Raw genomic sequence first — 24,513 nt, forward strand, 5'->3', positions numbered from 1 at the left:
CGTTTAAAAAAATCGACTCACGCCCATGAGTCGATTTTTTTAATTAACTCATGCTCGTGAGTCGATTTTAAAAAATTAACTCATCATGTTGATGGGTTTTTGTTATTCTGGTAGTATGTCGGGGATGTTGAAGGGGTTGGACAAACTGCTTACTCCCGCGAATGCGCTTGTGTTTGTTTGTGCGTGCGTTATTTTGGGTGCGGGTATTTTTTATAAAGTTCCTCAAGCCCCATCAATTGGAGAATATAATGTTGAGGTTGAAGGAAAGATTGTGGAATACCCCGATGTTCGCGCGGATAAAACAATTTTAGTAATCCAGCCCACAAAAGGAGGGTCTGACCTTCCTTTGGGGCGGGTGCGGGTTTCTGCGGATAATTTGCGTGAGTTTTCATATGGCGAATATATAATTGCGCGGGGCACAATAAAAGAACCCGAAAATTTCGCGGACTTTAACTGGCGCGGGTATTTGGCAAAAGAGAGTGTGCAGTATGTAATGTATTACCCCGAGATTCAAAAGACAGGCAAGGTTGAAAAAGGACACCTACATTACGCGGCAGATTTGCGTTCAAAACTGCAGACAGGTTTAGATAACACGCTTTTGCCTCCGCATAACTCTCTTTATTCTGCAATGTTGCTTGCAAACAAAAGCGGTCTTTCGCAAGAACAAAAAGACAGTTTAGCCTCTGCGGGCTTAAGCCATATTGTTGCAATAAGCGGAATGCATATTGCTTTTATTTTGTTTATGGCTTTAGGAGCCTTTTTGGTGGCGGGCATGTGGCGACAGCAGGCAAATGTTTTGGCGCTTTTGTTTATAACCGGTTATATAGTTATGATAGGTGCGCCCGCTTCAGCTGTGCGTGCGGGTATTATGGCGGGCGTTTTAATTTTAGGGCAGCTTATAGGACGCCCCAGTTTCTCATGGCGCGCGCTTTTGTTTGCAGGCGCCTTGATGGTTTTATTTAATCCGTATATCGTGCGTTACGATATTGGTTTTCAGCTTTCGTTTCTTGCAGTCCTGGGAATAATACTATTTTTTAGGCGTATTGAGGTATTTCTCAGAAGCGTGCAAAAGAGAGTTGCTGAGTTTGTTTTGCGCGCGCCTGCCACAAAAGATAATATTGCCGCAACATATGCCGCGGAAAATAAATTTGGGTTCATCTCTATTTTGGCCGTGACACTTTCCGCGCAAGCTCTTACATTTCCCTTGATAATTTACAATTTCGGCAGTTTTTCTTTGGCATCACCCGCGACAAATTTGCTGGTCGTGCCGTTATTGCCCGCAGTTTTGGTTTCAGGATTTATATCTGCCTTTGGGGGTATGGTCGGGGGAGTTACAGCTTCGGTATTAGCCGCCCCCGCATGGATATTTTCGGAATATATTTGGTTTATTATTTCAACCTTTAGTTAAGTGGATAATTTTAAAGTGAAAATTTTTTCTAAAAAACAAAAATATATTCTCTGGGGGTTTTTGGGTGTAGCTGTCCTGTCTTTAAGTTTGGCATATATTTCAATACCGAGCGGGGCGCTTGAGGTACATTTTTTGGATGTAGGGCAGGGGGATGCTGTTTTCATAGAAACACCCTCGGGTCGGCAAATACTAATAGATAGCGGGCGCCCTGATTCGCCAATTCTGGAACGCCTCTCTAACTACATGCCGTTTTATGACAGAGATATAGATATCGTCGTGGCCACTCACATGGACGCGGATCACATAGGTGGGTTAGTGCATGTGCTTGAAAATTTTGAGGTGGATATGATGCTGGTTAATTCCGGTGATTTTACTAAACCCCTGAGTGAAAAATTATTTAAAATAGCTAAGGAAAAGAATATCCCTATAATACAGGCAGGTGTGGGGGATAAATTCACGCTTGATGAGGAGGTGTTTATGTATACCTTGCATCCTTCTTCGGGGTTTTTGAATAAAGACGAGAACGAAGCATCTCTCGTCTTTAAGTTGGTATATAAAAATGATTCGTTCTTGTTTACCGCTGATATAGGAAAAGTAGCTGAGTACACACTTGCTCAAAGCGGTATTGATATTTCAGCTGATGTTTTAAAAGTGGGGCACCACGGGTCAAATACTTCAAGCGTTAAATATTTTTTGGATAAGGTAGGCGCTAAACTGGCTGTAATACAGGTAGGTGAGAATAATTACGGGCATCCTCACCCCGCGGTTTTGAGGCGCCTGAAAGACCTGCAGGTTTTGCGAAATGACTTAAATGGTGATATAACTATTTATAGTTATGGGGACTCAATATAAGTTAAGCTCGCTTAAATTTATGGCAGATAAACAACACTTCAAAAAAGAAAGAACATTGGTTTTAATTAAGCCCGACGGCGTGCAGCGCTCATTGGTGGGCGAGGTAATGGGCCGGTTTGAAAGAATGGGCTTAAAGCTTGTTGCTTTAAAAATGCTCGTAACAAATGCGGAGCATGTGGAGAAGCATTACACCCTGGATCCCGACTGGAGAAGGATAACAGGAGAGAAGACAATAGAAGGCTATAAGAAAAAAGGAATTGAACCTCCTTCCGAAGATCCTTTGGAAATTACAGATACTATATTAAAAGGACTTGTGAACTACATGACAAAAGGCCCTATTGTGGCCATGGTGCTTGAAGGCGCGCATGTTGTACAAATTGTGCGCAAACTTGTAGGTGGTACTGAACCTTTGACAAGCGACGTTGGAACGATACGCGGGGACTTTGTTTTGGACTCTTACCAAATGTCTGATTCTGACGGAAGGGCGGTACGCAATATTGTGCATGCTTCGGGTTCTCCTGAAGAGGCGGAGAATGAGATAAAGCATTGGTTTAGCGAAGAAGAAGTATTAAGCTACAACCACATGCAGGAGAAGATTCTTTATGACGTAGACCTAGGCGGAATATTAGATTAATTATGCCGGAGATTATTGAGGCTGAGATAACAAAACAAAAACTTACGCTTGCTTTAAAAGGCAAGCGTATTTTGAATTTTTGGACAGATTGGCCAAAAGGTCTGTATTCAGAAGCGGGCGGTGTTAAAAAAACAAAAGCTGCTATTGAGGGTTCAAAAATAAAACATATAGAGCGCATGGGCAAAGCTGTTGTAATAAAACTTGAGGGCGGGAATGTCCTCGCCCTGCACCAGAGAATGAGCGGGCACATTCGCCTTATGGCGAGGTCGGACATTGCTAAGTATAAGCACGCGCATTTTAAATTTGAACTGTCGGATGGCAATTGCATGGCTTTAATTGACCCAAGAAAATTCGGCACTGTCTGGTTTGGTTCCGAGGCGTGGTTTGACAGGCAAAATTATATAAAAAATTTAGGGCACGATGTTTTAAGGATTGATAAAATTGATTTTGTAGAAATACTTGCCAGTTCCTCCGCCTCCGTAAAATCTTTTTTACTGAAGCAGGACAAACTCGCAGGGCTCGGCAATATAGCCTGTGATGAAATATTATGGAAGGCAAAAATAAATCCTGAAAGAAAAGTGGAAAGCTTGACTAAGACTGAAGCTTCAAAAATATATTCCGCGATGCACAAAGTTCTCGCCGATGTTTTGAGACACGGCGGTACAAGTATGAGTGACTGGTACCATCCTGACGGCAAAAAGGGAAGTTACCAGGATAATTTTAAAATATATAAAAAGACCACCTGTTCCCGATGTGGTTCGCGGGTTAAAAAAATAAAAATTGCGGGGCGCGGGACATATTTTTGCCCGGTGTGTCAAAAGTGAGCTTCATTTCGTTTTCACTATATTGCGCGTATTATGGCACGCATATTTGGGATATACATTGCCCGGCATGGTTGCTATAATGTAAGTGAGGATACAGTGCGAACCAAAATTCGGCACAAGTCGTATTTTAAAGGGATTCCTAATTGCTTTGCTCTGCGGAGTAAAGTTGCGGAGACCCACCTGTAAATTCTCCGAATTTACTCGCACTGCATTCCTCCAATGTACCCGGTGCTAAAGAGGTCGGGTTTGTTGGAGGGATTATGAGCAACAAAGAAAACATAACAGTTATAGCGCTGGGAGGTTCAATAATAGTTTCCCGCAAAATACAAACAGACTACTTGAAGCGTCTCAGAAGGTTTATAGTAGAGGAGGTGTCTGAGGGGAAAAAATTTATAATTGTAGCAGGCGGAGGGAGTACAGCTCGCAACTATCAAAAGGCCGCTGAAGCTGTTGTGGATATAGAGGACGAAGATAAAGACTGGTTGGGTATTCACTCAACACGGCTCAATGCTCATTTATTACGAACTATTTTTTACGATCACGCTTACCCCTTTGTATTAGACAATCCTGAAAAACCAATAAAAGAACGCGACTTTCAAAAGTACGCGCTTTTTATTGCCTCGGGATGGCGCCCCGGCTGGTCCACTGATTATATAGCATTTAGAATGGCGCACCGCTTTAACGCGGACAAGGTTGTGATAGCCACTAAAATACCTTACGTTTATGATAAAGATATTTCGCTACATACGGATGCCAGCCACTTTGAAAATATGACATGGAAAGAGTATCAGAATCTTTTGCCCGAAAATGAATGGGTGCCCGGAATGAAGAGTCCGGTAGATCCTGTGGCAACCCGCTTTGCAATAGAGAATGGAATAAAATGCGTGCTTTTGCGCGGAACAAACATAAGAAACTTGCAAAGCTACTTTAAAGGAGGAGATTTTAAGGGGACTATTATTGAATAAATATATTTATTTTTCCCCCTCGTAAGTCTGTATTGCCGAAGTTTTCTGTTATCCATCCGGCTCCTACCTCAAGTATTTTGTCTGCGGGTACACTCGGTGAGTATGTATCAAGATGTGTCTGCCCTTTTTTTGGGGCGGGCACATTTTTATGAGTATCTACAATAGTATCATCGGCTATCCATATAAAATCCAAATCAAATTGCATATCCTTCATCCAGAATGTCAGGCGGCCCTTTTCATCAAAAGTAAAAAGCATTCCTGTGCCTTCTGAGAGACTACTTCTTCCTGATAGTCCTTTAATTTTTTCCTCCGGAGTTTGTGCTAATTCAACCTCAATCTTTTTTCCGTCTATTTCTACGTAAGATAGTTGTTTTTCATTTTGCTGTGCGCCTGTTGCTGTAAAATACAATGCGGCAGTAAACAGAAGCGCCACGCCCCCCAGCGCGATGTTTTTTAAATTAAGTTTTGTTTTTAGATTGTCCATAGTATAAAATTTTTCTCGCACCAATTACATTATTACTAAAAAGAAAGTAAAGCACAAGAAAGAATATAAAATCGGCTCTTTATAATATTGTTTTTATAATTGTGATAGTATGGTAGTATAGCACTTTATTAAAGGAGAAACATGGTATATAGAATAGGTCATGCAGGTGCGGCGGGACATGCTCCCGCTAATACAATAAGTTCAATAAAAAAAGCTTTGGAACTTGAAGTGGACATGGTTGAGTTTGACGTGCATTTGTGCCACAGCGGGGAAGTTGTCGTTATTCACGATAAAACCGTTAACAGGACAACTAACGGCAAAGGCAGGGTGCGCGACTTGCCTCTCAGCCGTCTTAAAGAACTCGAAGTATCAGAAGGGGATATATACCTTTTAGAGAAAGGTAAGACCGAGAGCATTCCCACCTTGGAAGAAGTACTTGATGTTGTGGACAAGAGGGCGGAAGTAAACATAGAGATAAAAGATGTTAACGCGGCCGGTCCTGTCGCCTCTGTTGTAAGCAGATATGTGGAAGAGAAGGGATGGGAGGCGGAAGATTTTATTGTGTCGTCATTTAAGACGCAAGCACTGGAGATATTTCGCGTAGCGTGCCCTGATATAAAAATAGGGTTACTCACCTTTTTGCCTACACGTAAAACATTAAGGCTCGCAAAAAAATTTAAGGCCTACTCTATTAACGCCGACTACGCCTCTCTTTCGGAGTCCTTTGTGTCTTTGTCCCACCGTGAGGGGTTTAAAGTATTTGCTTTTACAGCTGATGTCCCCGAAGACATAGAGTACTTAAAAACAATAGGCGTGGACGGGATATTTTCTAATTACCCCGAAAGGGTTTAATGTTTGTTAAATAAAAAACCGCCCCAGCATAGGCGGTTTTATTTTTAGGCAAACGAAAAGCCTCTTTCAATAGAAGCATAGAAAGAGGCTTAAGCAAGGAACTATTGGTGTTAGGATATGCAACCACGTCTGGCTGCGATTATAATAGAAAGAACTGGTTTGAGGTTTGTCCCGCAGTGCACTCTTTGGGACGGTTGAGGTGAAGGGTGGCTCCCAAGCCAAGAAATGGGGTGTCGCGCTAGTCGCGATAAGGTGTAGGAACCTGAGCGAGAATCATTAGCTCCTGTTCCTATTGAACATATTACCAAATTTACGAATAATGTCAATTGGTGTTATTATCCACAGTAGCTATGAAAAATAAAAAACCACTTCTCGGCGCTCATGTTTCTGTTGCGGGGGGAGTTCAAAATGGAATATTGCGAGCTGAGAATATAGGCGCTCAAGTAATTCAGATACACGCCTCCTCTCCGAGGCAATGGACAGCGAAAGCGCAAAAAAAAGAGAACATAGATAAATACAAAGAACTGTTGCGCGAGGGAAAAGTAGAAGCCGTGTTTTTGCACGCGCCTTATTTAATTAATATAGCAAGTAAAGACAGCGTTATGATTAAAAAATCCACAGACGCGCTTGACGGACAAATTCGTCTTGCTGAAGATTTGAACGCGCACGGTGTTGTGGTCCATATGGGTTCTGTTGGAATGGGTAATGGAAAAGAAGGTGCCGCCGAGCGTGCTGCGGGTGTCATAAAAGATGTTCTTGTAAAAAACCCCGGCGCGGCTTATATAATTCTTGAAAATTCTTCAGGTGGCGGAGGAAAGTTCGGTGCCACGGCTGCGGAAATTGGAGAGGTTGTAAAAAGGGTTGCTTCAGATCGTGTGCGTATCTGCATTGATACAGCGCATGCGTTTGGCTCCGGTGAGTTGGAATTTAGCACTGCCGGTGTAAGGCATTTTTTTGAAACTTATGAAAAAGAAGCCGGAAAGGACAAAATAGCCCTTATGCATATAAATGATTCTAAGGCTGAGTTCGGTTCATTTAAAGACAGGCATGAAAATATCGGCGACGGTTTAATAGGTATTGAGGGTTTTAAAATTCTTGCACAAGATAAGAGTGCCATAAAAGTGCCCTGGGTGTTAGAAGTTCCAGGCATTGAAGGTGGCGGTCCTGATAGCGAAAATATGCGCCGTATACAGTCTATTTTTGTTAAGTAAATGATATACTGTACATATATATTAAACATACGAGAATTGTGAAAGAAGACCCTTCATATTATAAGGAATATTCCCATACCCCGCTCATTGACCGTTTTATTCATGCGACCCGGGGTATAAAAAATGCTTGGCGCAAGGAACCAAATTTTAGAATAGAAGCGTTTGTCGCTCTTCTCGTTTTTGGCGCCATGCTTGTATTGCCGCTTTCTAATACTGAGCGCGCGGTTTTAGTCTTGGTAATAGCTCTTGTTCTTGCTCTTGAAATAGTAAATTCTATTTTTGAAAGAGTGCTTGATATAATCCACCCTGATTTTTCTGAAGAAGTAAAAAAAATAAAAGACACAATGGCGGGGGTTGTTTTGTTAGCATCCATAAGCTCTGTTATTGTCGGCCTGTTTATTCTTACCCGGCCGATGATTAATTTTGATAAATTTTTTCACACAAGCTTAGAGAGTTTTCGTACAGATATATGGGTAAACATCGCCGGGATTGTATCTATATTAGGTGATTGGCAATCTATAGTTGGAATAGCCGCTGTTTTATCGGTATTTCTTGCACACAAAAAAAGACATGAGCTTCTTTCGTTTCTTGTGGGAGCAACAGGCATCGGGGCAATTTTTCTATATTTTTTAAAATGGGTCTTTGAAAGACAGCGTCCGGTCGCGGCCGGATTTAACAGTGTTAGCGATTACAGTTTCCCCAGTGGCCATGTGTTTATGGGGACAGTACTATTTTTTTCTGTGGCATTTATATTGAGTCAGGTAAACTATAAAAAAGTTTATGTGTGGTCGGTGTCTGTCGCGGTTGTTTTACTTATCGCGTTAAGCCGCGTTGTACTTTCTGCGCATTGGCTTTCCGACATTTTTGGTGGCTTCGTTTTTGGTGTTTTTTGGCTTCTTCTTTGGTACGGCATAAACCACAGATTGTGGAATAGGGAATTAATAACTAAAAAAAATAACTAAAATGAAAGCAAAACGGAAAATTAATGACTATTAAAGCCCAGATAAGAAGAGAATAATTTATGACAGGAGGCGTATTTGAAATAGCTATAGTTGTAATGGTAGCCGCTGTACTGGGTGTTATTGTACACCTTTTAAAACAGCCGGCATTTTTGGCATATATTTTTGCGGGGGTCGCGCTTAGTGTTTTTGGCGTTATAAACGCCCACAACATGGAGCTTTTTGAGACTTTTAGTAGTTTAGGAATAATGTTCCTCTTGTTTTTAATAGGGATGGAAATAAATTACGATTCTCTGCGGCTTGTGGGTAAAGTCTCTTTAATACTCGGTTTATCTCAGATAATTTTTACATCTTCTATTGGGTACATTATTGCCATACTCTTTGGCTTTTCGGTTATGGCCTCAGTTTATATAGCCGTAGCTCTTACTTTTTCCAGCACTATTATAATAATCAAATTGCTTTCTGAAAGAAGGCAGGTACACAGCTTGCATGGGAAAATAAGCATAGGCTTTTTGCTGGTACAGGACTTTGTAGCAATGCTTATTCTTATGGTGCTTGCGGGAATGACAAATGGCGGGGATGTTACCGGCATGAGTGTTGCCTTTGCTGTTGTTAAAGGTGTCGCGCTCTTTGCTTTAATGCTCTTTTTGGGTCGCAAGATTGTACCCCCTATATTAAATAAGGTAGCACAATCTCTTGAGATTCTTTTTCTTACAAGCCTCGCATGGGCGCTTGGTGTTGCTGCAGCTGTTTCTTATCTCGGGTTTTCCATTGAAATAGGAGGTTTTCTTGCAGGCTTAGCACTGGCAAATTCCTCGGAGCACTATCAGATATCTGCGCGCGTCCGCTCGCTTAGAGATTTTTTTATTTTGATATTTTTTGTGATGTTGGGCCTCAACTTTACTTTTTCGGGATTTTCAAGCATCGCGGTTCCTGTTGCAGTATTTTCAATTTTTGTTCTCATAGGAAACCCGCTTATAGTTATGCTGATAATGCGCTCTATGGGTTACAAGAAAAAGACGGGTTTTATGACCGGAACAACCGTTGCGCAAATTTCGGAGTTTAGTTTAATAGTGGTAGCGCTTGGGCTGGGATTGGGCCATGTAACAGAGGGGGTGATGTCCCTTGTTACCGCTGTTGGAATTATCACAATAGTTATCTCAACTTATGCAATCACGTATAGCGATGAGATATTTGAAAAGATAAAACCGCTTTTGAGTGTTTTTGAGAAAAAAACGGCCAGCGAAAAGCCTTTGCCGCCGGGAAATCAAAAACCAATACTCCTTGTAGGGGGACACAGGATTGGGCAAAACATAGCGTATCAGTTGTCTAAAGATGAACTGCTTGTTGTAGATTTTGATCCCGAAATAATAAAACGTCTTCAAAAAGACGGTTTTAATGTTCTGTTCGGTGATATTTCAGACGAAGATATACAGGAAGAAGCCGGTCTTTGGGAGGCAAAAATAGTTATATCTACAAGCCCGGACCTTGAAGCAAATGAGACTATATTACAAAGCGCTAAAAAAAGCTCGGACGTACACCCTTTTGTTGTATTGCGCGCTGAAACACAAATGGACGCTGAATATCTATACGAACGAGGCGCAGACTATGTAATTCTCCCACATCTTACAGCGGGACAGTCTCTCGGCAGAGTTTTGGCTAAAGGGGCATATGGAGAACTGCTTGTTCAGTTAAAAGAGCGCGATATAGCACAAATGGCAAATAATTAAACATACACAGATGAAAAATAAACCCCTCACATGCTTGCATGTAGGGGGTTTATTTTTTTAGTAAATTATGGTATAATATCCCTATAAGGTTAGTTGCCTTGCATTTATGAAAAAATTTGTACAAAAATTTTTGAATGCTGTAATTCCTTCTAAAAAGAATGGCTACAAACCATTGCTTTTGTCTAATCAGGCGCTTGCAAGCTATGCAGTTTTAACCATGCTTGCCTCGACACTTTTTTATTACACAGAAGGCCTGCATACGCCGGGTATGTTTGCGCGAATCAGCCAAAGTATTGTAGTGGACCAGACAAACATACAACGCCAAGCGCAAAGCCAGGTGTCCTTAAAGGTGAATGATAAACTTGTACAGGCCGCAACCATGAAAGCACAGGATATGATAGATAGAGATTATTTTTCTCACAATGGTCCTGATGGCGAGCGTCCGTGGGTGTGGCTTCAGCGTGCCAATTATGATTACGCGCTTGCCGGAGAGAATTTGGCAATAGATTTTTTTGACCCCCAAACTGTTGTAAATGCCTGGATGAACTCTCCATCGCACGCAAGAAATATTTTAAATGATTACTTTACTGATATCGGAATAGGCGTAGCGGAAGGGGAATTTAACGGAAGGCAAACAACTGTTGTTGTGATGTTTTTAGGAAGGGAGGTATCTCCAACACTACAAGCTGTAGCTATAACAGAACCGGAACCTGCTCCAGCTCCTCCCACTCCCCCTGCTCCGGCACCAGCACCCGCACCCACTCCCACTCCGTCACCCACTCCTCCAGCCCCTGCTCCGGAACCTGCTCCGGAATCAGTTTTTGCCTCCGGTGATACAGTGGAAAACCCTTCTCCTGAAAAAATTGCATTAGTATCCCGTGTTAACAAAAGTGACGTGGAAAAGGAAAGTGAACGCATAAAAGAAAAAGAGGTCAATGGATCAGCATTTGTTAATGCCGCAGAAAGTACTAATGTGAGTGAATTTGTTTCTTTTGAAAAGTCTTCCGTACTGGTGCGAAATGGGCTCCGTGTGTTTATGGTTGGGTTAATAATGGTATCTGCTATTACGGGTGTAAAACATCCTGAAGGTGTTAAGTTTGCAATACCAAGAGTTTTCTTGTTAGGGTTTTTACTTAGCGCGTTGTCTGTTTAATAAATCGCCCTCGCGGCGGGAATTAAAGATTTTTAAAACTGTGAAAATATCTGTAAGAGTAAGGGTTGGATCATCAGTCACTAAAATAGAAAAAATTGAGGAAGGTAGTTTTTTAGCCTATATTAAAGCGCGACCCGAAAAAGGAAAAGCAAACAAGGCGCTTGCTGCAGCTCTTGGAGAATATTTTAATATACCACCTTCTTCCATCCGCATAATTTCAGGACAAACTTCAAAAAATAAAATAGTAGAACTGCTATAAGTTTTTATTTTTGACAATACACTTTGTTTGAAAAGCGATTTTTGGTCGCTTTTATTTTTTGTAGTAATATAAAGAAAAGATATGATAAACGAAGAATTGATAAAATATGTAAAGCATATGCGCGGGCAGGGTCTTTCTGATGATGATATAAAAAAAGTTTTGTTGGGACAGGACTGGCCTGAGCGTGAAATACTTAGCGTGCTTTGGTACGATTTAAACGCACCCGACGATATAAAAAAAGAAGCGAGTAAGAAGTACAGAAAATCCACAAGAGTATTACCTCTGGTAATTCTTCTTGCGATATTTTGGTTTGCAGCTCTTTTATATGTACGAGCGTGGAATCCCTCTTGGAATCCGTTTCCCGAGCCCCCCCATAGTACTTATTGATAGATTCCCCTTTTTAAAATAACAAAAGCAACAAAATACTCTGCGAATATGCAGGGTGTTTTATTATGCGCTTGCCTGCTATAATAAAATAAGCGTATATACGCTTATTTTATGGATAAAATAAAACTAAAATCCAAGACGAGAAAGGAAAAACACCTCCCCCCCGATGCGGCAGGACACATTATGGAAATAAAAATTCCCGCGGTTTTACCTGATGCAACAATGGGTGACGTTAGAAATCTTTTATCCGGAAACAAATTTGATACGGTTAATTATATATATGTAATTAACAAGAAGAGGTATTTGATAGGAGTTTTTCCGGTAAAGGAGGTTTTTTTAAAAAGCGTTGATACTGTTGTGTCTAAGGTAATGAACTCGGACCCTGTATCGGTAAGTATTTATGCTAACAGCGAACACGTCGCACTAACAGCACTTAAACACAACATAAAAGCCATACCGGTCGTGGATGTAGAAGATAGGCTTTTGGGGGTTGTAGCATCTGATACTATTTTACAGATATTAAATGACGAGAACATAGAAGATCTTTTGCATTCCGCGGGTATATCTCCTCCTGACCTGAGTATTTTTGATTCAAAAGGAGCATCTGTTAAAATGCATGTTAAAAAAAGGCTGCCCTGGCTGGTCGTTGGTTTATTTGGCGGAATAGTTGCAGCTTTGATAATAAGTTTTTTTGAAGAGGCAATAAGGGCAGAATTAGCGCTGGTCGCATTTATTCCCGCTATAGTTTATATAGCGGACGCGGCAGGAAACCAAACTCAGGTGCTTTTTATACGCACCATAGCTCTTGAGCGCAATTTGGATTTTAAGCGTTATGCCCTAAAAGAACTTAAAGTTGTATCTATCTTAGCTGTCTTTCTTGGTTTTGGCTTTGCCCTGGCAGGGTTCCTTTGGGCATTTTCTTCTCAGGTTGCAATTATCGTGGGAACCTCCGTGTTTATGACGGTAATTGTGGCGATGGTGGTAGCTTTAGCTCTGCCCCTTGCTTTGCAAAAGAGAAATTTTGACCCCGCAATAGCCAGTGGTCCTTTTGCTACAGTGTTGCGGGATATTACAAACCTTTTAATTTACTTCAGTATAGCGCGCATAGTTTTTGCTCTGTACGCATAGCTCGGCTAACTCCTAATCTATGATAAAACACATACGCGGAGATATATCAAAAATAGATGCTGATATAATAGTAAACTCAGCAGATACAAAACTTAACCACTCTAACGGCGGAATTTCTAAGGTAATTGCCGAAGCGGCGGGGTATTTGCTTGTTGCAGAGAGCAAGGCACTTAAACAGATACCTTTAGGTGAAATCGGCATGACGCGCGCCGGAAATCTTAAAGCAAAAAATGTATATCATATTCCTACAATAGATGTGGAAGAGGGGACAACTATTTCCTACGAAGACCTGGAGGCAGTGTGGAGGCGCGCTCTAACATGGTGCAAGGCAAACCAGTTTGACAGCATCGCCACTCCGCTTCTTGGCTCAGATTGTGGCTTAGACCCCGCTAAAGTAAAAGAAGTTCTTGTGAAAGTCGGGTCCGAATATCAGTTCGGTAATCTGGAAATTATAATTGTAGAACACGAAGGGGTTGAATAATTTTATGACAAAAGAATATTACGCGCAAATTAGCAGGTTAGATTTTAACCCCGAAACCATAATAAGCGGGTTAAGTTCTATGGCGTTGTTTGTCGCGGGTCTTGTGTTTGCGGCATTTATTATATTGAGCGTAGTTTTAAACCATCACTGGAAAGAGCACGGTGTTACAAAAGAGCAGATACAGAGGTTGCGCAGGATATATTTTACAGGCGCGGGAGTATTGTTCGGTATAATGCTTATTAGCTTAATCTCGTTTATGTTCTAACACCTAAACTTATGATTGATTTACTTGAGGGCGAAAAAATAGTTTTACAAAAAAGGAGGCACTGGTACGCGCTTGCAACCGAAAGTTCCGGTTTATTCCTTATGGCTTTAGTACCTGTTCTTTTGATACTCCTGGGAATGTCTTCACCCGCTGTGCGCGAGATAATGACAGCAAATTGGAACTTGATACTGTTTATGGCATCCGTATGGCTGCTTATGGTCTGGATGATATTTTTTGTAGTTTGGACCAACTACTATCTGGATGTTTTAGTAGTTACAAATTACCGCCTTATAGATATAGAACAAAAAGGACTTTTTGCCCGTGATATGGCAGAGGTGCACCTAAGCCGGATACAGGATGTAAAAGTGGAGGTGGTAGGACTTCTTGCTTCTTTAATGGACTTTGGCGACATTCATGTGCAAACCGCGGGAGCAGAACGTGAGGTAGTGATAACCCGGATAGAACACCCCCATAAGGTTCGCGATATGATATCTCAGTATCACATGGAAGTGTTAAATAAAAGATAATGTTTTTTGATAAATCTTTCGGTATAATTCCTTTTACAAAAGAAGGCGATGAATATCGCTTTCTTTTGGTACATCAAAATACCGGACATTGGTCGTTTCCAAAAGGCCACCCGCAAGTGGGTGAAACAGAAATAGAAACCGCAAAGCGCGAGTTTAGAGAAGAAACAGGATTAAATAATGTGGAGTTAATAGACGGCATTCAGTTTAAAGTGCGCTATTTTAACAAAAAGATGCGCTATTTTAATAAAAAGAAGAGGGGGTGGGTTTTTAAAACAGTTAAGCTCTTCCCCGGTTTTTTAAAGCATCCTCAAGAGCCCAAATTAGAGGTCGACGAGGTGCAGGATTATAGGTGGGCGGACTTCAATGAGGCAATAAATCTTTTAACTTACCCAAACTCTAAAAAGATACTTAAAAAAACACAGAAATATCTTGAGAACAATTTTAACTAAAAACCCCGCCTCAGGCGGGGTTTTTAGTTTTACAAATGTTCTTTAAAAAAGTTTATGCTTCTTTGCCAAGCGGTTCCCGTGTTGGCGCTTATGTCGTGGTCGTCGCCGGGGTATTCGTGGTATACAACATCTTTTGCTGTATTATCATTGGTTACCTTTTTTGGTTATACCCTTACTCTAACCAAAAACCGCCTTATGGGCGGTTTGCCCCGTACCCCAAAAGGGGCTTTTAAGTTTGACAAAATAGTAGTTTTATGTTATTTTTACACCAGTTCCAACCATAGAGAGGAGATAAGGATGAATGAGCCAATAAGTATTATCAAAAGAAGGCTGTTTGGCAAAATTTCTCATAAAGAATTTGTTGAACTTGCAAGCGATTTTGTCAACATCACAGGTAGCAGATGGGAATCAGGCACAGAACTTGAAATAGTTCTGTATAACAAAGTTCCTTCTTTTACGACAAAAATTCTTTCGCCCGAAGACGAAAAGGATTATGAGGAAAATTTGGAGAGCGCCGTTATGTTGCGCCTTGATTCTTTTGAGCAACTGACGCCAGAGCTTTTCAAAAAGGCAGCGTATGTAGATTTGAGTGCCAGGCCAAAGGATGAGCAGAATACTTCGGATGACGGAGTAGCATATGTGTCTGCAAAAGGCCTTCTGCCTGGATTGCTTCGCTTCCAGACTATTTCTACAACGGCTGTTGAAGCCGTAGAAAGTGTAAAAGCAAAAAGAGGTGTTAAGTACAAGATTGGTAGCGGTTTTGAGAGGAATTACATAATGTATTGGGTCTTTGACCCCAACTCTCTAATCGCACTAAACGTTGCTTTGTTAAACGACAAAACAACAGACGTTGTTTTAACAGGCGTTTAACAAAGTTCTTTTAAAAACCGCCCCAAAAAGGCGGTTTTTTGTTATGTAAACTAATGACCCAGGTGCGTGGAGCCATCACCCTCTATCCCCCTCTCACACAAACACATAAACACACAAAAAACATTCCAACATTCTTGAGAATGTTGGAATGTTTGTAAGAGACGACAATATCGGAACTTGACGATTTTTGTTATAATATTAGCATTAGTGGGGAGTATAAAAAATAATTATGCACGGATTAGACAACGAAAAACAAATACTTTTTTACGAGCAAGAATTTTATGTATTCTCAAATTTTTCTTCGTTTAAGCTAAGCTGGAAAGGTTATGACTGGATGACATCTGAGCATGCTTATCATTCAGAAAAATTTGATGACCCCGAGCTCGTGGAAGGATTAAAGAGTGCTCGTTCTGCTCATGATTCAATGAAGTTGGCATACGCAAACAGAGATAAATATAGAAAAGATTGGGATGATATAAAATTAGGTGTTATGAAAGAAATACTGCATGCTAAAGTTGAACAGCATCCGTATGTAAAAAAGAAACTGCTTGAATCCGGCGACAGAGAACTTATTGAAAATTCATGGCGAGACGATTACTGGGGCTGGGGACCAAACAGAGGCGGCGCCAACCATCTTGGTAAGTTGTGGATGGAAGTACGCGAGGAGGTGCGCGCAGGTGGAAAATAGTAAAAGTGAGAATTTGAGTCACTGGCGAGGTCGGACCTCGCCAGACTTAGACCCACAAAAAATATGTTTAACAAAACCGCCTCTCGGGCGGTTTTGTGTTAGAATGGGGGTATGGAAAGATTTGAATACAGTAAAATAGAAAAAGAACGATTTGACGCTCTTGCTATCGAGATTTTGGATATGGCGAAAAAGGATCAGGAGTTGCGTCTTTCAGGAAATGAAAAAGATAACGAAGATGCTGAGTGGCGCCAGGAATACAGAAATCTGGATATGGCCAATACAAAGCGCTTAAAAGAAATTATAGGAGAGATTGGCTGGCCGGTAATTTCTAAAGTGGGTGAGGAGGCATCACACGCGGCATGGCTTTTGGTGCAGCATGCAAGGGATGAAAATTTAAATATAGATATAGAGTTCCAGAAGCAGGCACTGGAATTGATGAAAGAGGTACAGGAGGGCGATGTAAATAAAGCAAATATTGCGTATTTGGAAGACAGGATATTAATTAGCCAGGACAAGCCTCAGCTTTACGGCACTCAGCATGAGCTAAAAGACGGCGAGTGGACTCCCATGCAAACCGCTGACATAGAGAAAGTAAACGAGCGCAGAAAAGAAATGGGCATGCCCCCAGTGGAGGAAGCTACAGAAAAATTGAACGAAAGCGCAAAGAGTAGCCTGAAATAAAACTTAAAATAAATGGGAAAACCGGTTTTCCCATTTAGCCAAAGTACAAATTTTCGTTTGCTGCTCTTTATTTTTAACGGTAAGTTGTTAAAATATGAAACCTATAATAATATCTGCCGATGAAATAAAGAAGACCTTGCCTAGATATAACCCCAAAAAGAGTGGTGATTTTCATACAAAATCCGCAAAAATTGCAGACATTAGATATGAAGAGGCGCTAAAAGAAAAAATAAACTAATTTAACATAAAACATGAACTACATTTACATCTCAATAATAATACTCCTCGCGGTTGTTTTGCTTGTTCCAAAAAGCAGGGAAAAGGTGGTTGGGATATACTTAAACAAATGAACATGCAAACATCTATATCAGACACCGGAGTATATCTGGAACGCATGAGTAAACCCCTGCAGGAAAAGCTTCGCGTAGCCCACTACATACCCAACAGTGCTCAGGCTGTTTTAGATGTCGGCTGTGCGGACGGTACAGTGACCATTGCCTTGGCACAGATGTTTCCGAAGATTCAATTTTGTGGCATAGATCTGGAAGAGGATTTTATAAAAAAAGCCAAACAGAGGGCAAAGGAAGAGGGTTTTAAAAATGTGGATTTTGAAAAGGTATATCTGCGCGATCTCTTGGCGCGCAGTCAACGTTTTGACTCTGTGGTGTTTATTTCTGTACTGCATGAATTCTACAGCTATGGGGAGGGAGTATCATCTATTCTCAAAGCATTGGCAGACGCGCATGAACTTTTAAAACCTGAAGGCAGGATAATAATCCGGGATATGATATTGAATGAATATACAAAAAGTACAAAATTCCGGGTGGGCGATGTCGTCAAAAAGGTAAGGGATAAAAAAGACACAGCAGGGCGAATAGGAGATTTTGAAAAATACCACGGACCTTTGGATAGTATTTATTCCCTGAACCATTTTCTTTTGAAATATTTTTACACAGAGAACTGGGAGCGAGAAGTTAAAGAGCATTACGTTCCGGTAACTTTTGAACAGTATGCACAGGCCTTTGATTTTTTGGGGATGGATTTACAGGTGCAGGATTCTTACCTGATACCTTTTTTAAAACAAAAGTGGCAGGATGACTTTGCTCTAACGGAAGAAGAGTTAAGCAGTTTTAGAAGCACCGGTTTTTTAGTGGCAAGAAAATAAAAAACCGCCAATGGCGGTTTTTTTGTTATAATAAAACCATATGAACTACATTTACATCTCAATAATAATACTCCTCGCGGTTGTTTTGCTTGTTCCAAAAAGCAGGGAAAAGGCCATTGGCATATGTAAGGCGGCGCTCGGGCAAAGCAGGAAAAAGGAAGAGAGGAAAAATAAGATATTGGAACTGCTTTCTGAAAGGGGGGAGATGACTAATTCCGACATTCGTGAAGCAACAGGCATTTCGCGCAGATCTATTGTAAACTACATCAACGAACTTGAAAAAGAAGGGAAGGTGGAACAAGTTGGAGACGCCGGAAGAAGTGTAAAATACCGCGTAAAATAAATGGGAAAACCGGTTTTCCCATTTAGCCAAAGTACAAATTTTCGTTTGCTGCTCTTTATTTTTAACGGTAAGTTGTTAAAATATGAAACCTATAATAATATCTGCCGATGAAATAAAGAAGACCTTGCCTAGATATAACCCCAAAAAGAGTGGTGATTTTCATACAAAATCCGCAAAAATTGCAGACATTAGATATGAAGAGGCGCTAAAAGAAAATGAGAACATTAAAAAGGTTATTTTATTATCAGGTGGCTCGGCTTCCGGTAAAACTGAGTATTTATCAGCTTATTTGTCAGATGAAAACGCAATAATTGTTGACGGAACTCTTTCAACTCTTGAAGGATTTAAGGTAAAGTACAAAAAAGCTATACAAAAGAAGAAAAAGGTTTATATCCATTCTGTTATACCCGACGACCTAAAAAGGGCTTTTATCGCCTTTTTAGCAAGAGAGCGTAAGTATGATGAAAAGTATTTTTTTGAAACTCACAGCAATTCCAGGACTGCTTTGTTGCAGATAGTGAAAAATTATAAAAATATACCAATTACTATAATTCAAAGTCGTGCCAACAAAAAAAATCAAATGGAGTTTGAAGAACTATCCTATAAGAGCAGAAAGGGGTTAATTGATTATTTAGAAGATATCAAGTACAATAAGAATGAAATTATAGAGATAATAACAAAAATATGAGTGTTAAGTGGAAAAAATTACCAAAAAAAGATACACTACAGATTCGCTCTTACGAAGCGGCTCTTCGTCGTGGTAGAAAAAGCCAGCATGTGATTCACGCAGATAGTGGTTGGGCAGTAAAAAGAGCCGGAGCTACCAGACCGTCTAAGGTTTTTGATAAAAAAACTAATGCTGTTAATTATGCAAAGAATGTTTCCAAAAAAAATCGTACAGACCTATATATTCACGATAAAAACGGCAGAATACAGAAGAGTCATTCTTACTAAATTAAAAAACCGCCCGAGAGGTGGTTTTTTAAGGTGTAAATTGTTTACTTAAAATAAATGGGAAAACCGGTTTTCCCATTTAGCCAAAATATAAATTTATAAATAACATAATTTAAAACATGACCTACGCTTACAACAGATACCAATTTACAATCCAAGGAAGGAGGCAAAAGGTGAAAGACGACCCTGAACTCGCGCCATATGTCGCAAGAGCGGTTGTAATGAAAAACCCTATGGGTGAAGTGTTGTGGAAAGATTGGGACAGCGCCCAATCTCCGGATGCTTCGGGAAAAACACTTAGGGAAGCAAGCGACAAGGCCAGGAAATATGCGGAAGAGTGGATTGATGGAAAGTTTTCTAAGTAATACGACAAAAAGATTACACAAATTCAAAAAAGTGGACGTTTTCGTGTCCACTTTTTGGGGGTCAGTTCAACAAGCCGTTTTTTGTTGGAGAAGAAGGTTTTTTATAAAATAATGCGTATATTTGTTATTTTTTACATAGATATAGACAAATATGCATAGATTTGCTATAATATCTATGCATGATAAAGAAAAATAATAACAACTTAACTATAGGAGAAGCAGCTGATTTTTTGGGTGTTTCTATTGATACCTTAAGGCGTTGGGATAAGTCAGGCAAACTAAAAGCCCAAAAAAGCGTTGGTGGGCATCGCTATTATCCAAAAGAACAGTTGGAGCGTTTTGTTGCGGATATTTTTGCGGTTGCGCGCATATGGGCTGAAAGCTCCACGTCTTCTGAAATTCCAGACGAACAGTACTGTCAAACATATGATATATTTACAGGCAGGCTTGGTAGAATGGCGTCGGCTCTTGAGCAGAATAGCGACATAGAAGATATTATACCGCTAATTATTGCTGTGGTTGGTGAGATAGGAAATAATTCTTTTGACCACAATTTTGGCAACTGGCCCGATGTTCCGGGAATTTTCTTTGATTATAATATGGATAAGCGCATAATAGTGCTTGCAGACAGGGGGCAAGGAATTCGTGCCACCCTTTTAAGAGTGCGCCCTGAAATAAAAAATGATATAGAAGCGCTGACGATAGCGTTTACAGAGCGTGTTTCAGGCAGGTCTCCTGAACAAAGAGGAAACGGTCTTAAATTTGTTCGCGAAGTGGCAACAGAAAATCCTATGGGTGTGGCGCTACAATCAGGCACAGCGGTGGCTGAGATAGCTAAAAATAATGGACAGTTAAAAATTAACCTTGCACAGAGAAATCTTGTAGGAACGCTAACAAAGATAGAGTATTGATGGTATATATTAAATATATGAAAATAGAGCTTAAAAAATTCGGAAAAATATTAACTTCACGTCCGGCCGGCAAAGAGGCCTTTGCCGCAATACGCCCCTTACTTGATGCGGACGCGGATATTGTAGAAATAGATTTTGACGACATTATTTCAATTGGTCCTTCTTGGGCGGATGAGTTTTTCGGCGCGCTAAAAGAAATGTATGGCGCTGAGAAAATAAAATATCTGCCAAGCGATAATAAATCTGTTGTAGAAACTTTAAAGATTATTGAAGGGGATATATAAAAAATAGTATACTAAATTAATTTTAAGGCTCTTTTCCTGTGTGTTTGTGGATGAAAGTTTTCCAAGTGATACCTAAAAAGTTCACAAGTAGTTTTTAAAAGCAGTGTTGACATTAATATAGCATATATGCTATATTATAAGTATATAATTAATTTAAAAGGTCGATAATTTGTTTATGTCAGAATATAAAGTATATTTTTACAGAAAAAGTAATAACAAGAAAGTTCCAGTTAAAGAATATTTAGAAAAGTTATCTAAAGGTGAACAGGCGAAAATAGCTTCTTACATACAGTTACTGCGAGAGAACGAAGGATACTTAGAAGAACCCTATTCAAGACATTTGAAAGATGGAATCAGGGAGTTGAGACCCAAGAATGATAGAGTTCTATATGTACTTGTAAAAGGAAAAAAGATTATTTTATTGCATGCTTTTAGGAAAACTACACAAAAAACTCCTTCTGGAGAAATAGAAAAGGCAGAGGAGTACTTTCAGGACTATAAAACTCATCCCAAATTTACTCTTGAAAGTTATAAATAAAAAAAGATGAACAATACAACCAAAACTAATTACGATAAATATCTGGAAAAACAAATGCGGGACTCTGAGTTTCGCAAAGCGTATGAAGAAGAGCTCAGGCGCCTTAGGTTTGCGCACAAGGTGATGCAGTTAAGAAAAGAAGAAAAACTCTCACAAAAAGAGTTCGCAGAAAAAATAAATACAACCCAGAGCGTAGTCAGTAGAATAGAGCATGGTAGCCAGAATATCACAGTGGATTATTTAGAAAGAATAGCTAATATTTTTGGTAGAGAGTTGGTGGTTGATTTTGAAAAAAGAAAAAAGCAAAAACTGAAGAGTTAAAAATTTTTTATAAGATAACAAAACCGCCTTCGGGCGGTTTTGTGTTAGAATGGGGGTATGAAAAGATTTGAATACAGCAAAATAGAAAAAGAACGATTTGATGCTCTTGCTATCGAGATTTTGGATATGGCGAAAAAAGACCAGGAACTGCGTCTTTCAGGAAATGAAAAAGATAACGAAGATGCTGAGTGGCGCCAGGAATACAGAAATCTGGATGCGACCAATACAAAGCGCTTGAAAGAGATTATAGGAGAGATAGGCTGGCCTGTAATTTCTAAAGTGGGTGAGGAGGCATCGCACGCCGCATGGCTTTTGGTGCAACATGCAAGAGATGAAAATTTAAATATAGATATAGGGTTTCAGAAGCAGGCACTGGAATTGATGAAAGAAGCGCAGGAGGGCGATGTAGATAAATCAAATATTGCGTATTTGGAAGACAGGATATTAATTAGCCAGGACAAGCATCAGCTTTATGGTACTCAACAGGAGCTAAAAGACGGTAAGTGGACTCCCATGCAAACCGCTGACATAGAAAAAGTAAACGAGCGCAGAAAAGAAATGGGCATGCCCCCAGTGGAGGAAGCCACAGAAAAATTGAACGAAAGCCCAAAGAGCAGCCTGAAATAAAACTTAAAATAAATGGGAAAACCGGTTTTCCCATTTAGCCAAAATATAAATTTATAAATAACATAATTTAAAACATGACCTACGCTTACAACAGATACCAATTTACAATCCAAGGAAGGAGGCAAAAGGTGAAAGACGACCCTGAACTCGCGCCATATGTCGCAAGAGCGGTTGTAATGAAAAACCCTATGGGTGAAGTGTTGTGGAAAGATTGGGACAGCGCCCAATCTCCGGATGCTTCGGGAAAAACACTTAGGGAAGCAAGCGACAAGGCCAGGAAATATGCGGAAGAGTGGATTGATGGAAAGTTTGAGAAGCAGTAAACAGTGAACAGTGAACAGTAAATAACTAATGTCTAAGCCAGCCCAACGGCTGGTTTTTTGCTTGTGACTCATTTTATTAATAAGAGTGAGGGGGGTATAATGAGGGTATGAAAAAAATTGGCGGGTGGAAAATCATTTTTAAATATTTACTTAATTATAGGCGTGAGATAATAGCTCTTTCTGTTTTAGGGTTAATCTCTGCTTTGGCAAATGGTACCGTTCCTTTTTTGGTAGGGCGTTTTTTAGATTCAATTTTAAGCGACAATGATCTATCCTTTTTTAGCTATATGGTACCTCTTTGGCTATTTTTATTAGCAATTTGGTTTTTAGTACAATTTATTGCAAGTTATGCAGACTGGCGACTTGGCTTAGGGCGACATATATTTGCCAACAAAATTTTTTATTCATACCTGGTAGAGAGCTCGGCACGTTTAATACGCATGCCCCTATCTTTTCACAAAGATACAAAGACCGGAGAATCTACTTCTAAAATTCGAGAGGCAGGTATATGGCTATCTCAAATAATAGATAGTGTAATAATTAATCTTGGTCCACAGTTCTTAGGTATTGTTGTAGGTTTCGGCTTTATATTGTATATCCAACCAATAGCTACACTGCCTTTAGCTTTTGGGATATTGCTTTATATCTATTTTATCGCGCGCGTAAACAGTTCTGCCGGTGCACTACAAAAACAGGTCTGGAAGGAAAACAGCAAAGGATATGGCATTCAGCATGAAATATTTACAAACATTGATGCTGTTAAAAAATTTACAGCTGAAAAGTTTAGTATGTGGCGCTTATCAAAACAATTTTTAGACAAAGTTTCCGGTATAATGTTTCGCAGAGATAAATTGTGGAGTAAGATAAGTTTTTCTCAGAGCCTAATAGTGATAGGCGCGCAACTTTCAGTTTTTATAATATCTATCATTTATATACAAAAAGGGGACATGACTCTGGGAGACTTAATTGCGTTAAATGGTTATGCGTCTATGTTTTTTGGGCCTTTTGCCACGCTTGGATATAATTGGCAAAGTATGCAAAATGGAATTGTCGGCCTGCAGGATGCTGAAAAAATATTACATTTGCCACAGGAACAATATAAACCTAAGGATGGTATAAAAGCAAGTTCCATAGATGGAAATATAAAGTTTGATAATGTTAATTTTTCATATAAAAATGGTGAAAAAACTTTACTTAAAAATATAAATTTCAAAATTAGTAAAGGTGAAGTCGTGGCCTTGGTTGGGCAATCGGGCGTGGGTAAAAGTACACTTGTAGATCTTGTGGGTGGTTTTTATTTCCCGGTAAAGGGAGAGGTATTAATAGATGGAAATAGTACTAAAAAGTTAGATTTAGAGTTTTTGCGCAGCCAGATAGCCTATGTTCCTCAAGAGGTCTTGTTGTTCAATGATACAATCATGCAAAATCTTAAATTTGCAAATCCAATAGCTTCAAAGAAAGAAATTATAAATGCAGCAGAGGAAGCAAAAGCCCATGAATTTATAGAAAAGTTTCCAAAAAAATACCAAAGCAAGGTTGGGGAACGCGGGGTCAAGCTTTCTGTAGGGCAGAAACAAAGAATAGCAATTGCTAGGGCTATTTTGCGTGATCCCAAGATTTTAATTTTAGATGAGCCAACCAGCGCGTTAGATGCAAAAACTGAATATCAGCTAACACAGTCTCTTGAAAAATTAATGCAAGGCAGAACAACTATAATTATAGCTCATCGATTAAGCACTGTACGCCGAGCAAATAAAATCATTGTTCTTAAAGAGGGGGAAGTAGTAGAAACCGGTTCTCATGAGGAACTTATAAAAATTCCAGACGGTGTGTATAAGGAATTGTATGAATTGCAAAAAATTGATTGAAGTACAA

General features: G+C 39.9%; 34 protein-coding genes. 33 read left to right on the top strand and 1 reads right to left on the bottom strand.

Annotated elements, in window-relative coordinates; translation table 11 throughout:
* The first annotated feature begins 115 nt into the window (after positions 1-115).
* The 5 genes from WDZ40_00075 to pyrH all read left to right on the top strand — a co-directional run bounded on the left by WDZ40_00075 (position 116) and on the right by pyrH (position 4,683).
* On the top strand, positions 116-1,408 hold the full coding sequence (locus WDZ40_00075; GenBank protein MEX0877243.1) for a ComEC/Rec2 family competence protein: 1,293 nt from the start codon (positions 116-118) through the stop codon (positions 1,406-1,408).
* Between the two features lie 15 nt (positions 1,409-1,423).
* The gene (locus tag WDZ40_00080; GenBank protein ID MEX0877244.1) at positions 1,424-2,260 is read left to right on the top strand and encodes a ComEC/Rec2 family competence protein; all 837 of its coding nucleotides are present in this window, start codon (positions 1,424-1,426) and stop codon (positions 2,258-2,260) included.
* A 19-nt stretch (positions 2,261-2,279) separates the two neighbouring features.
* Positions 2,280-2,894 carry a nucleoside-diphosphate kinase gene (locus WDZ40_00085; protein MEX0877245.1) on the top strand — a complete coding sequence of 205 codons (615 nt, stop codon included), beginning with the start codon at positions 2,280-2,282 and terminating at the stop codon, positions 2,892-2,894.
* 2 nt (positions 2,895-2,896) lie between these two features.
* Positions 2,897-3,718 carry a bifunctional DNA-formamidopyrimidine glycosylase/DNA-(apurinic or apyrimidinic site) lyase gene (gene mutM / locus WDZ40_00090; GenBank protein MEX0877246.1) on the top strand — a complete coding sequence of 274 codons (822 nt, stop codon included), beginning with the start codon at positions 2,897-2,899 and terminating at the stop codon, positions 3,716-3,718.
* A gap of 260 nt (positions 3,719-3,978) precedes the next feature.
* Positions 3,979-4,683, top strand: coding sequence for a UMP kinase (gene pyrH, locus WDZ40_00095; protein ID MEX0877247.1), 705 nt, complete (start codon positions 3,979-3,981; stop codon positions 4,681-4,683).
* Here the strand turns inward: pyrH and WDZ40_00100 are convergent.
* On the bottom strand, positions 4,673-5,167 hold the full coding sequence (locus tag WDZ40_00100; protein MEX0877248.1) for a DUF192 domain-containing protein: 495 nt from the start codon (positions 5,165-5,167) through the stop codon (positions 4,673-4,675). The genes pyrH and WDZ40_00100 overlap by 11 nt on opposite strands.
* A gap of 141 nt (positions 5,168-5,308) precedes the next feature.
* Here WDZ40_00100 and WDZ40_00105 point away from each other — a divergent pair, with 141 nt between their 5' ends.
* The 28 genes from WDZ40_00105 to WDZ40_00240 all read left to right on the top strand — a co-directional run bounded on the left by WDZ40_00105 (position 5,309) and on the right by WDZ40_00240 (position 24,506).
* Positions 5,309-6,019 carry a glycerophosphodiester phosphodiesterase family protein gene (locus WDZ40_00105; protein MEX0877249.1) on the top strand — a complete coding sequence of 237 codons (711 nt, stop codon included), beginning with the start codon at positions 5,309-5,311 and terminating at the stop codon, positions 6,017-6,019.
* A gap of 350 nt (positions 6,020-6,369) precedes the next feature.
* Complete coding sequence (locus tag WDZ40_00110) at positions 6,370-7,230, top strand: deoxyribonuclease IV (protein ID MEX0877250.1); 861 nt, start codon at positions 6,370-6,372, stop codon at positions 7,228-7,230.
* A 38-nt stretch (positions 7,231-7,268) separates the two neighbouring features.
* Positions 7,269-8,192: a diacylglycerol kinase gene (locus WDZ40_00115; GenBank protein ID MEX0877251.1), complete on the top strand. Its 924-nt coding sequence runs from the start codon at positions 7,269-7,271 to the stop codon at positions 8,190-8,192.
* A 59-nt stretch (positions 8,193-8,251) separates the two neighbouring features.
* Entirely contained in the window at positions 8,252-9,919 is a 1,668-nt protein-coding gene (locus WDZ40_00120) for a cation:proton antiporter (GenBank protein MEX0877252.1), read from the top strand.
* Between the two features lie 106 nt (positions 9,920-10,025).
* Positions 10,026-11,072, top strand: coding sequence for a CAP domain-containing protein (locus WDZ40_00125; protein ID MEX0877253.1), 1,047 nt, complete (start codon positions 10,026-10,028; stop codon positions 11,070-11,072).
* Between the two features lie 40 nt (positions 11,073-11,112).
* Complete coding sequence (locus tag WDZ40_00130; protein MEX0877254.1) at positions 11,113-11,331, top strand: DUF167 family protein; 219 nt, start codon at positions 11,113-11,115, stop codon at positions 11,329-11,331.
* Between the two features lie 81 nt (positions 11,332-11,412).
* Positions 11,413-11,718, top strand: a complete 306-nt coding sequence (locus WDZ40_00135) for a hypothetical protein (protein MEX0877255.1) — start codon at positions 11,413-11,415, stop codon at positions 11,716-11,718.
* A gap of 111 nt (positions 11,719-11,829) precedes the next feature.
* On the top strand, positions 11,830-12,846 hold the full coding sequence (locus tag WDZ40_00140) for a magnesium transporter (GenBank protein MEX0877256.1): 1,017 nt from the start codon (positions 11,830-11,832) through the stop codon (positions 12,844-12,846).
* Between the two features lie 19 nt (positions 12,847-12,865).
* On the top strand, positions 12,866-13,327 hold the full coding sequence (locus tag WDZ40_00145) for a macro domain-containing protein (protein MEX0877257.1): 462 nt from the start codon (positions 12,866-12,868) through the stop codon (positions 13,325-13,327).
* Positions 13,328-13,331: 4 nt separating this feature from the next.
* A complete protein-coding gene (locus tag WDZ40_00150; protein MEX0877258.1) occupies positions 13,332-13,592 on the top strand; it encodes a hypothetical protein in 261 nt (86 codons plus the stop codon).
* Between the two features lie 11 nt (positions 13,593-13,603).
* Positions 13,604-14,119 (top strand): PH domain-containing protein, encoded by a 516-nt coding sequence (locus WDZ40_00155; GenBank protein MEX0877259.1) that lies wholly within the window; start codon positions 13,604-13,606, stop codon positions 14,117-14,119.
* Positions 14,119-14,568 (top strand): NUDIX domain-containing protein, encoded by a 450-nt coding sequence (locus tag WDZ40_00160; protein ID MEX0877260.1) that lies wholly within the window; start codon positions 14,119-14,121, stop codon positions 14,566-14,568. The genes WDZ40_00155 and WDZ40_00160 overlap by 1 nt, the downstream gene beginning before the upstream one ends.
* 297 nt (positions 14,569-14,865) lie before the next feature.
* A complete protein-coding gene (locus tag WDZ40_00165; protein ID MEX0877261.1) occupies positions 14,866-15,438 on the top strand; it encodes a hypothetical protein in 573 nt (190 codons plus the stop codon).
* 229 nt (positions 15,439-15,667) lie between these two features.
* Positions 15,668-16,126 (top strand): NADAR family protein, encoded by a 459-nt coding sequence (locus WDZ40_00170; GenBank protein ID MEX0877262.1) that lies wholly within the window; start codon positions 15,668-15,670, stop codon positions 16,124-16,126.
* Between the two features lie 111 nt (positions 16,127-16,237).
* On the top strand, positions 16,238-16,807 hold the full coding sequence (locus tag WDZ40_00175) for a DUF6624 domain-containing protein (GenBank protein ID MEX0877263.1): 570 nt from the start codon (positions 16,238-16,240) through the stop codon (positions 16,805-16,807).
* Between the two features lie 94 nt (positions 16,808-16,901).
* Positions 16,902-17,045: a hypothetical protein gene (locus tag WDZ40_00180; GenBank protein ID MEX0877264.1), complete on the top strand. Its 144-nt coding sequence runs from the start codon at positions 16,902-16,904 to the stop codon at positions 17,043-17,045.
* A 108-nt stretch (positions 17,046-17,153) separates the two neighbouring features.
* A complete protein-coding gene (locus tag WDZ40_00185) occupies positions 17,154-17,972 on the top strand; it encodes a methyltransferase domain-containing protein (protein ID MEX0877265.1) in 819 nt (272 codons plus the stop codon).
* A 40-nt stretch (positions 17,973-18,012) separates the two neighbouring features.
* A complete protein-coding gene (locus WDZ40_00190) occupies positions 18,013-18,315 on the top strand; it encodes a SelB C-terminal domain-containing protein (GenBank protein MEX0877266.1) in 303 nt (100 codons plus the stop codon).
* 82 nt (positions 18,316-18,397) lie between these two features.
* Positions 18,398-19,003, top strand: coding sequence for a hypothetical protein (locus WDZ40_00195; GenBank protein ID MEX0877267.1), 606 nt, complete (start codon positions 18,398-18,400; stop codon positions 19,001-19,003).
* On the top strand, positions 19,000-19,269 hold the full coding sequence (locus WDZ40_00200; GenBank protein ID MEX0877268.1) for a DUF2188 domain-containing protein: 270 nt from the start codon (positions 19,000-19,002) through the stop codon (positions 19,267-19,269). Before WDZ40_00195 ends, WDZ40_00200 begins: the two co-directional genes overlap by 4 nt.
* A gap of 119 nt (positions 19,270-19,388) precedes the next feature.
* Positions 19,389-19,634, top strand: coding sequence for a hypothetical protein (locus WDZ40_00205; protein MEX0877269.1), 246 nt, complete (start codon positions 19,389-19,391; stop codon positions 19,632-19,634).
* Between the two features lie 179 nt (positions 19,635-19,813).
* Entirely contained in the window at positions 19,814-20,545 is a 732-nt protein-coding gene (locus tag WDZ40_00210; protein MEX0877270.1) for a helix-turn-helix domain-containing protein, read from the top strand.
* Positions 20,546-20,562: 17 nt separating this feature from the next.
* Positions 20,563-20,829, top strand: a complete 267-nt coding sequence (locus WDZ40_00215) for an STAS-like domain-containing protein (GenBank protein MEX0877271.1) — start codon at positions 20,563-20,565, stop codon at positions 20,827-20,829.
* 175 nt (positions 20,830-21,004) lie between these two features.
* On the top strand, positions 21,005-21,367 hold the full coding sequence (locus WDZ40_00220; GenBank protein MEX0877272.1) for a type II toxin-antitoxin system RelE/ParE family toxin: 363 nt from the start codon (positions 21,005-21,007) through the stop codon (positions 21,365-21,367).
* A gap of 6 nt (positions 21,368-21,373) precedes the next feature.
* A complete protein-coding gene (locus WDZ40_00225) occupies positions 21,374-21,688 on the top strand; it encodes a helix-turn-helix transcriptional regulator (GenBank protein ID MEX0877273.1) in 315 nt (104 codons plus the stop codon).
* Between the two features lie 57 nt (positions 21,689-21,745).
* Entirely contained in the window at positions 21,746-22,315 is a 570-nt protein-coding gene (locus WDZ40_00230; GenBank protein MEX0877274.1) for a DUF6624 domain-containing protein, read from the top strand.
* Between the two features lie 74 nt (positions 22,316-22,389).
* Positions 22,390-22,638 (top strand): hypothetical protein, encoded by a 249-nt coding sequence (locus WDZ40_00235; protein ID MEX0877275.1) that lies wholly within the window; start codon positions 22,390-22,392, stop codon positions 22,636-22,638.
* A 107-nt stretch (positions 22,639-22,745) separates the two neighbouring features.
* On the top strand, positions 22,746-24,506 hold the full coding sequence (locus tag WDZ40_00240; protein MEX0877276.1) for an ABC transporter ATP-binding protein: 1,761 nt from the start codon (positions 22,746-22,748) through the stop codon (positions 24,504-24,506).
* The last annotated feature ends 7 nt before the right edge of the window (positions 24,507-24,513 follow it).

The organism is Candidatus Spechtbacterales bacterium, from assembly GCA_040879145.1.
GTDB lineage: Bacteria > Patescibacteriota > Minisyncoccia > Spechtbacterales > 2-12-FULL-38-22 > JAWVZY01.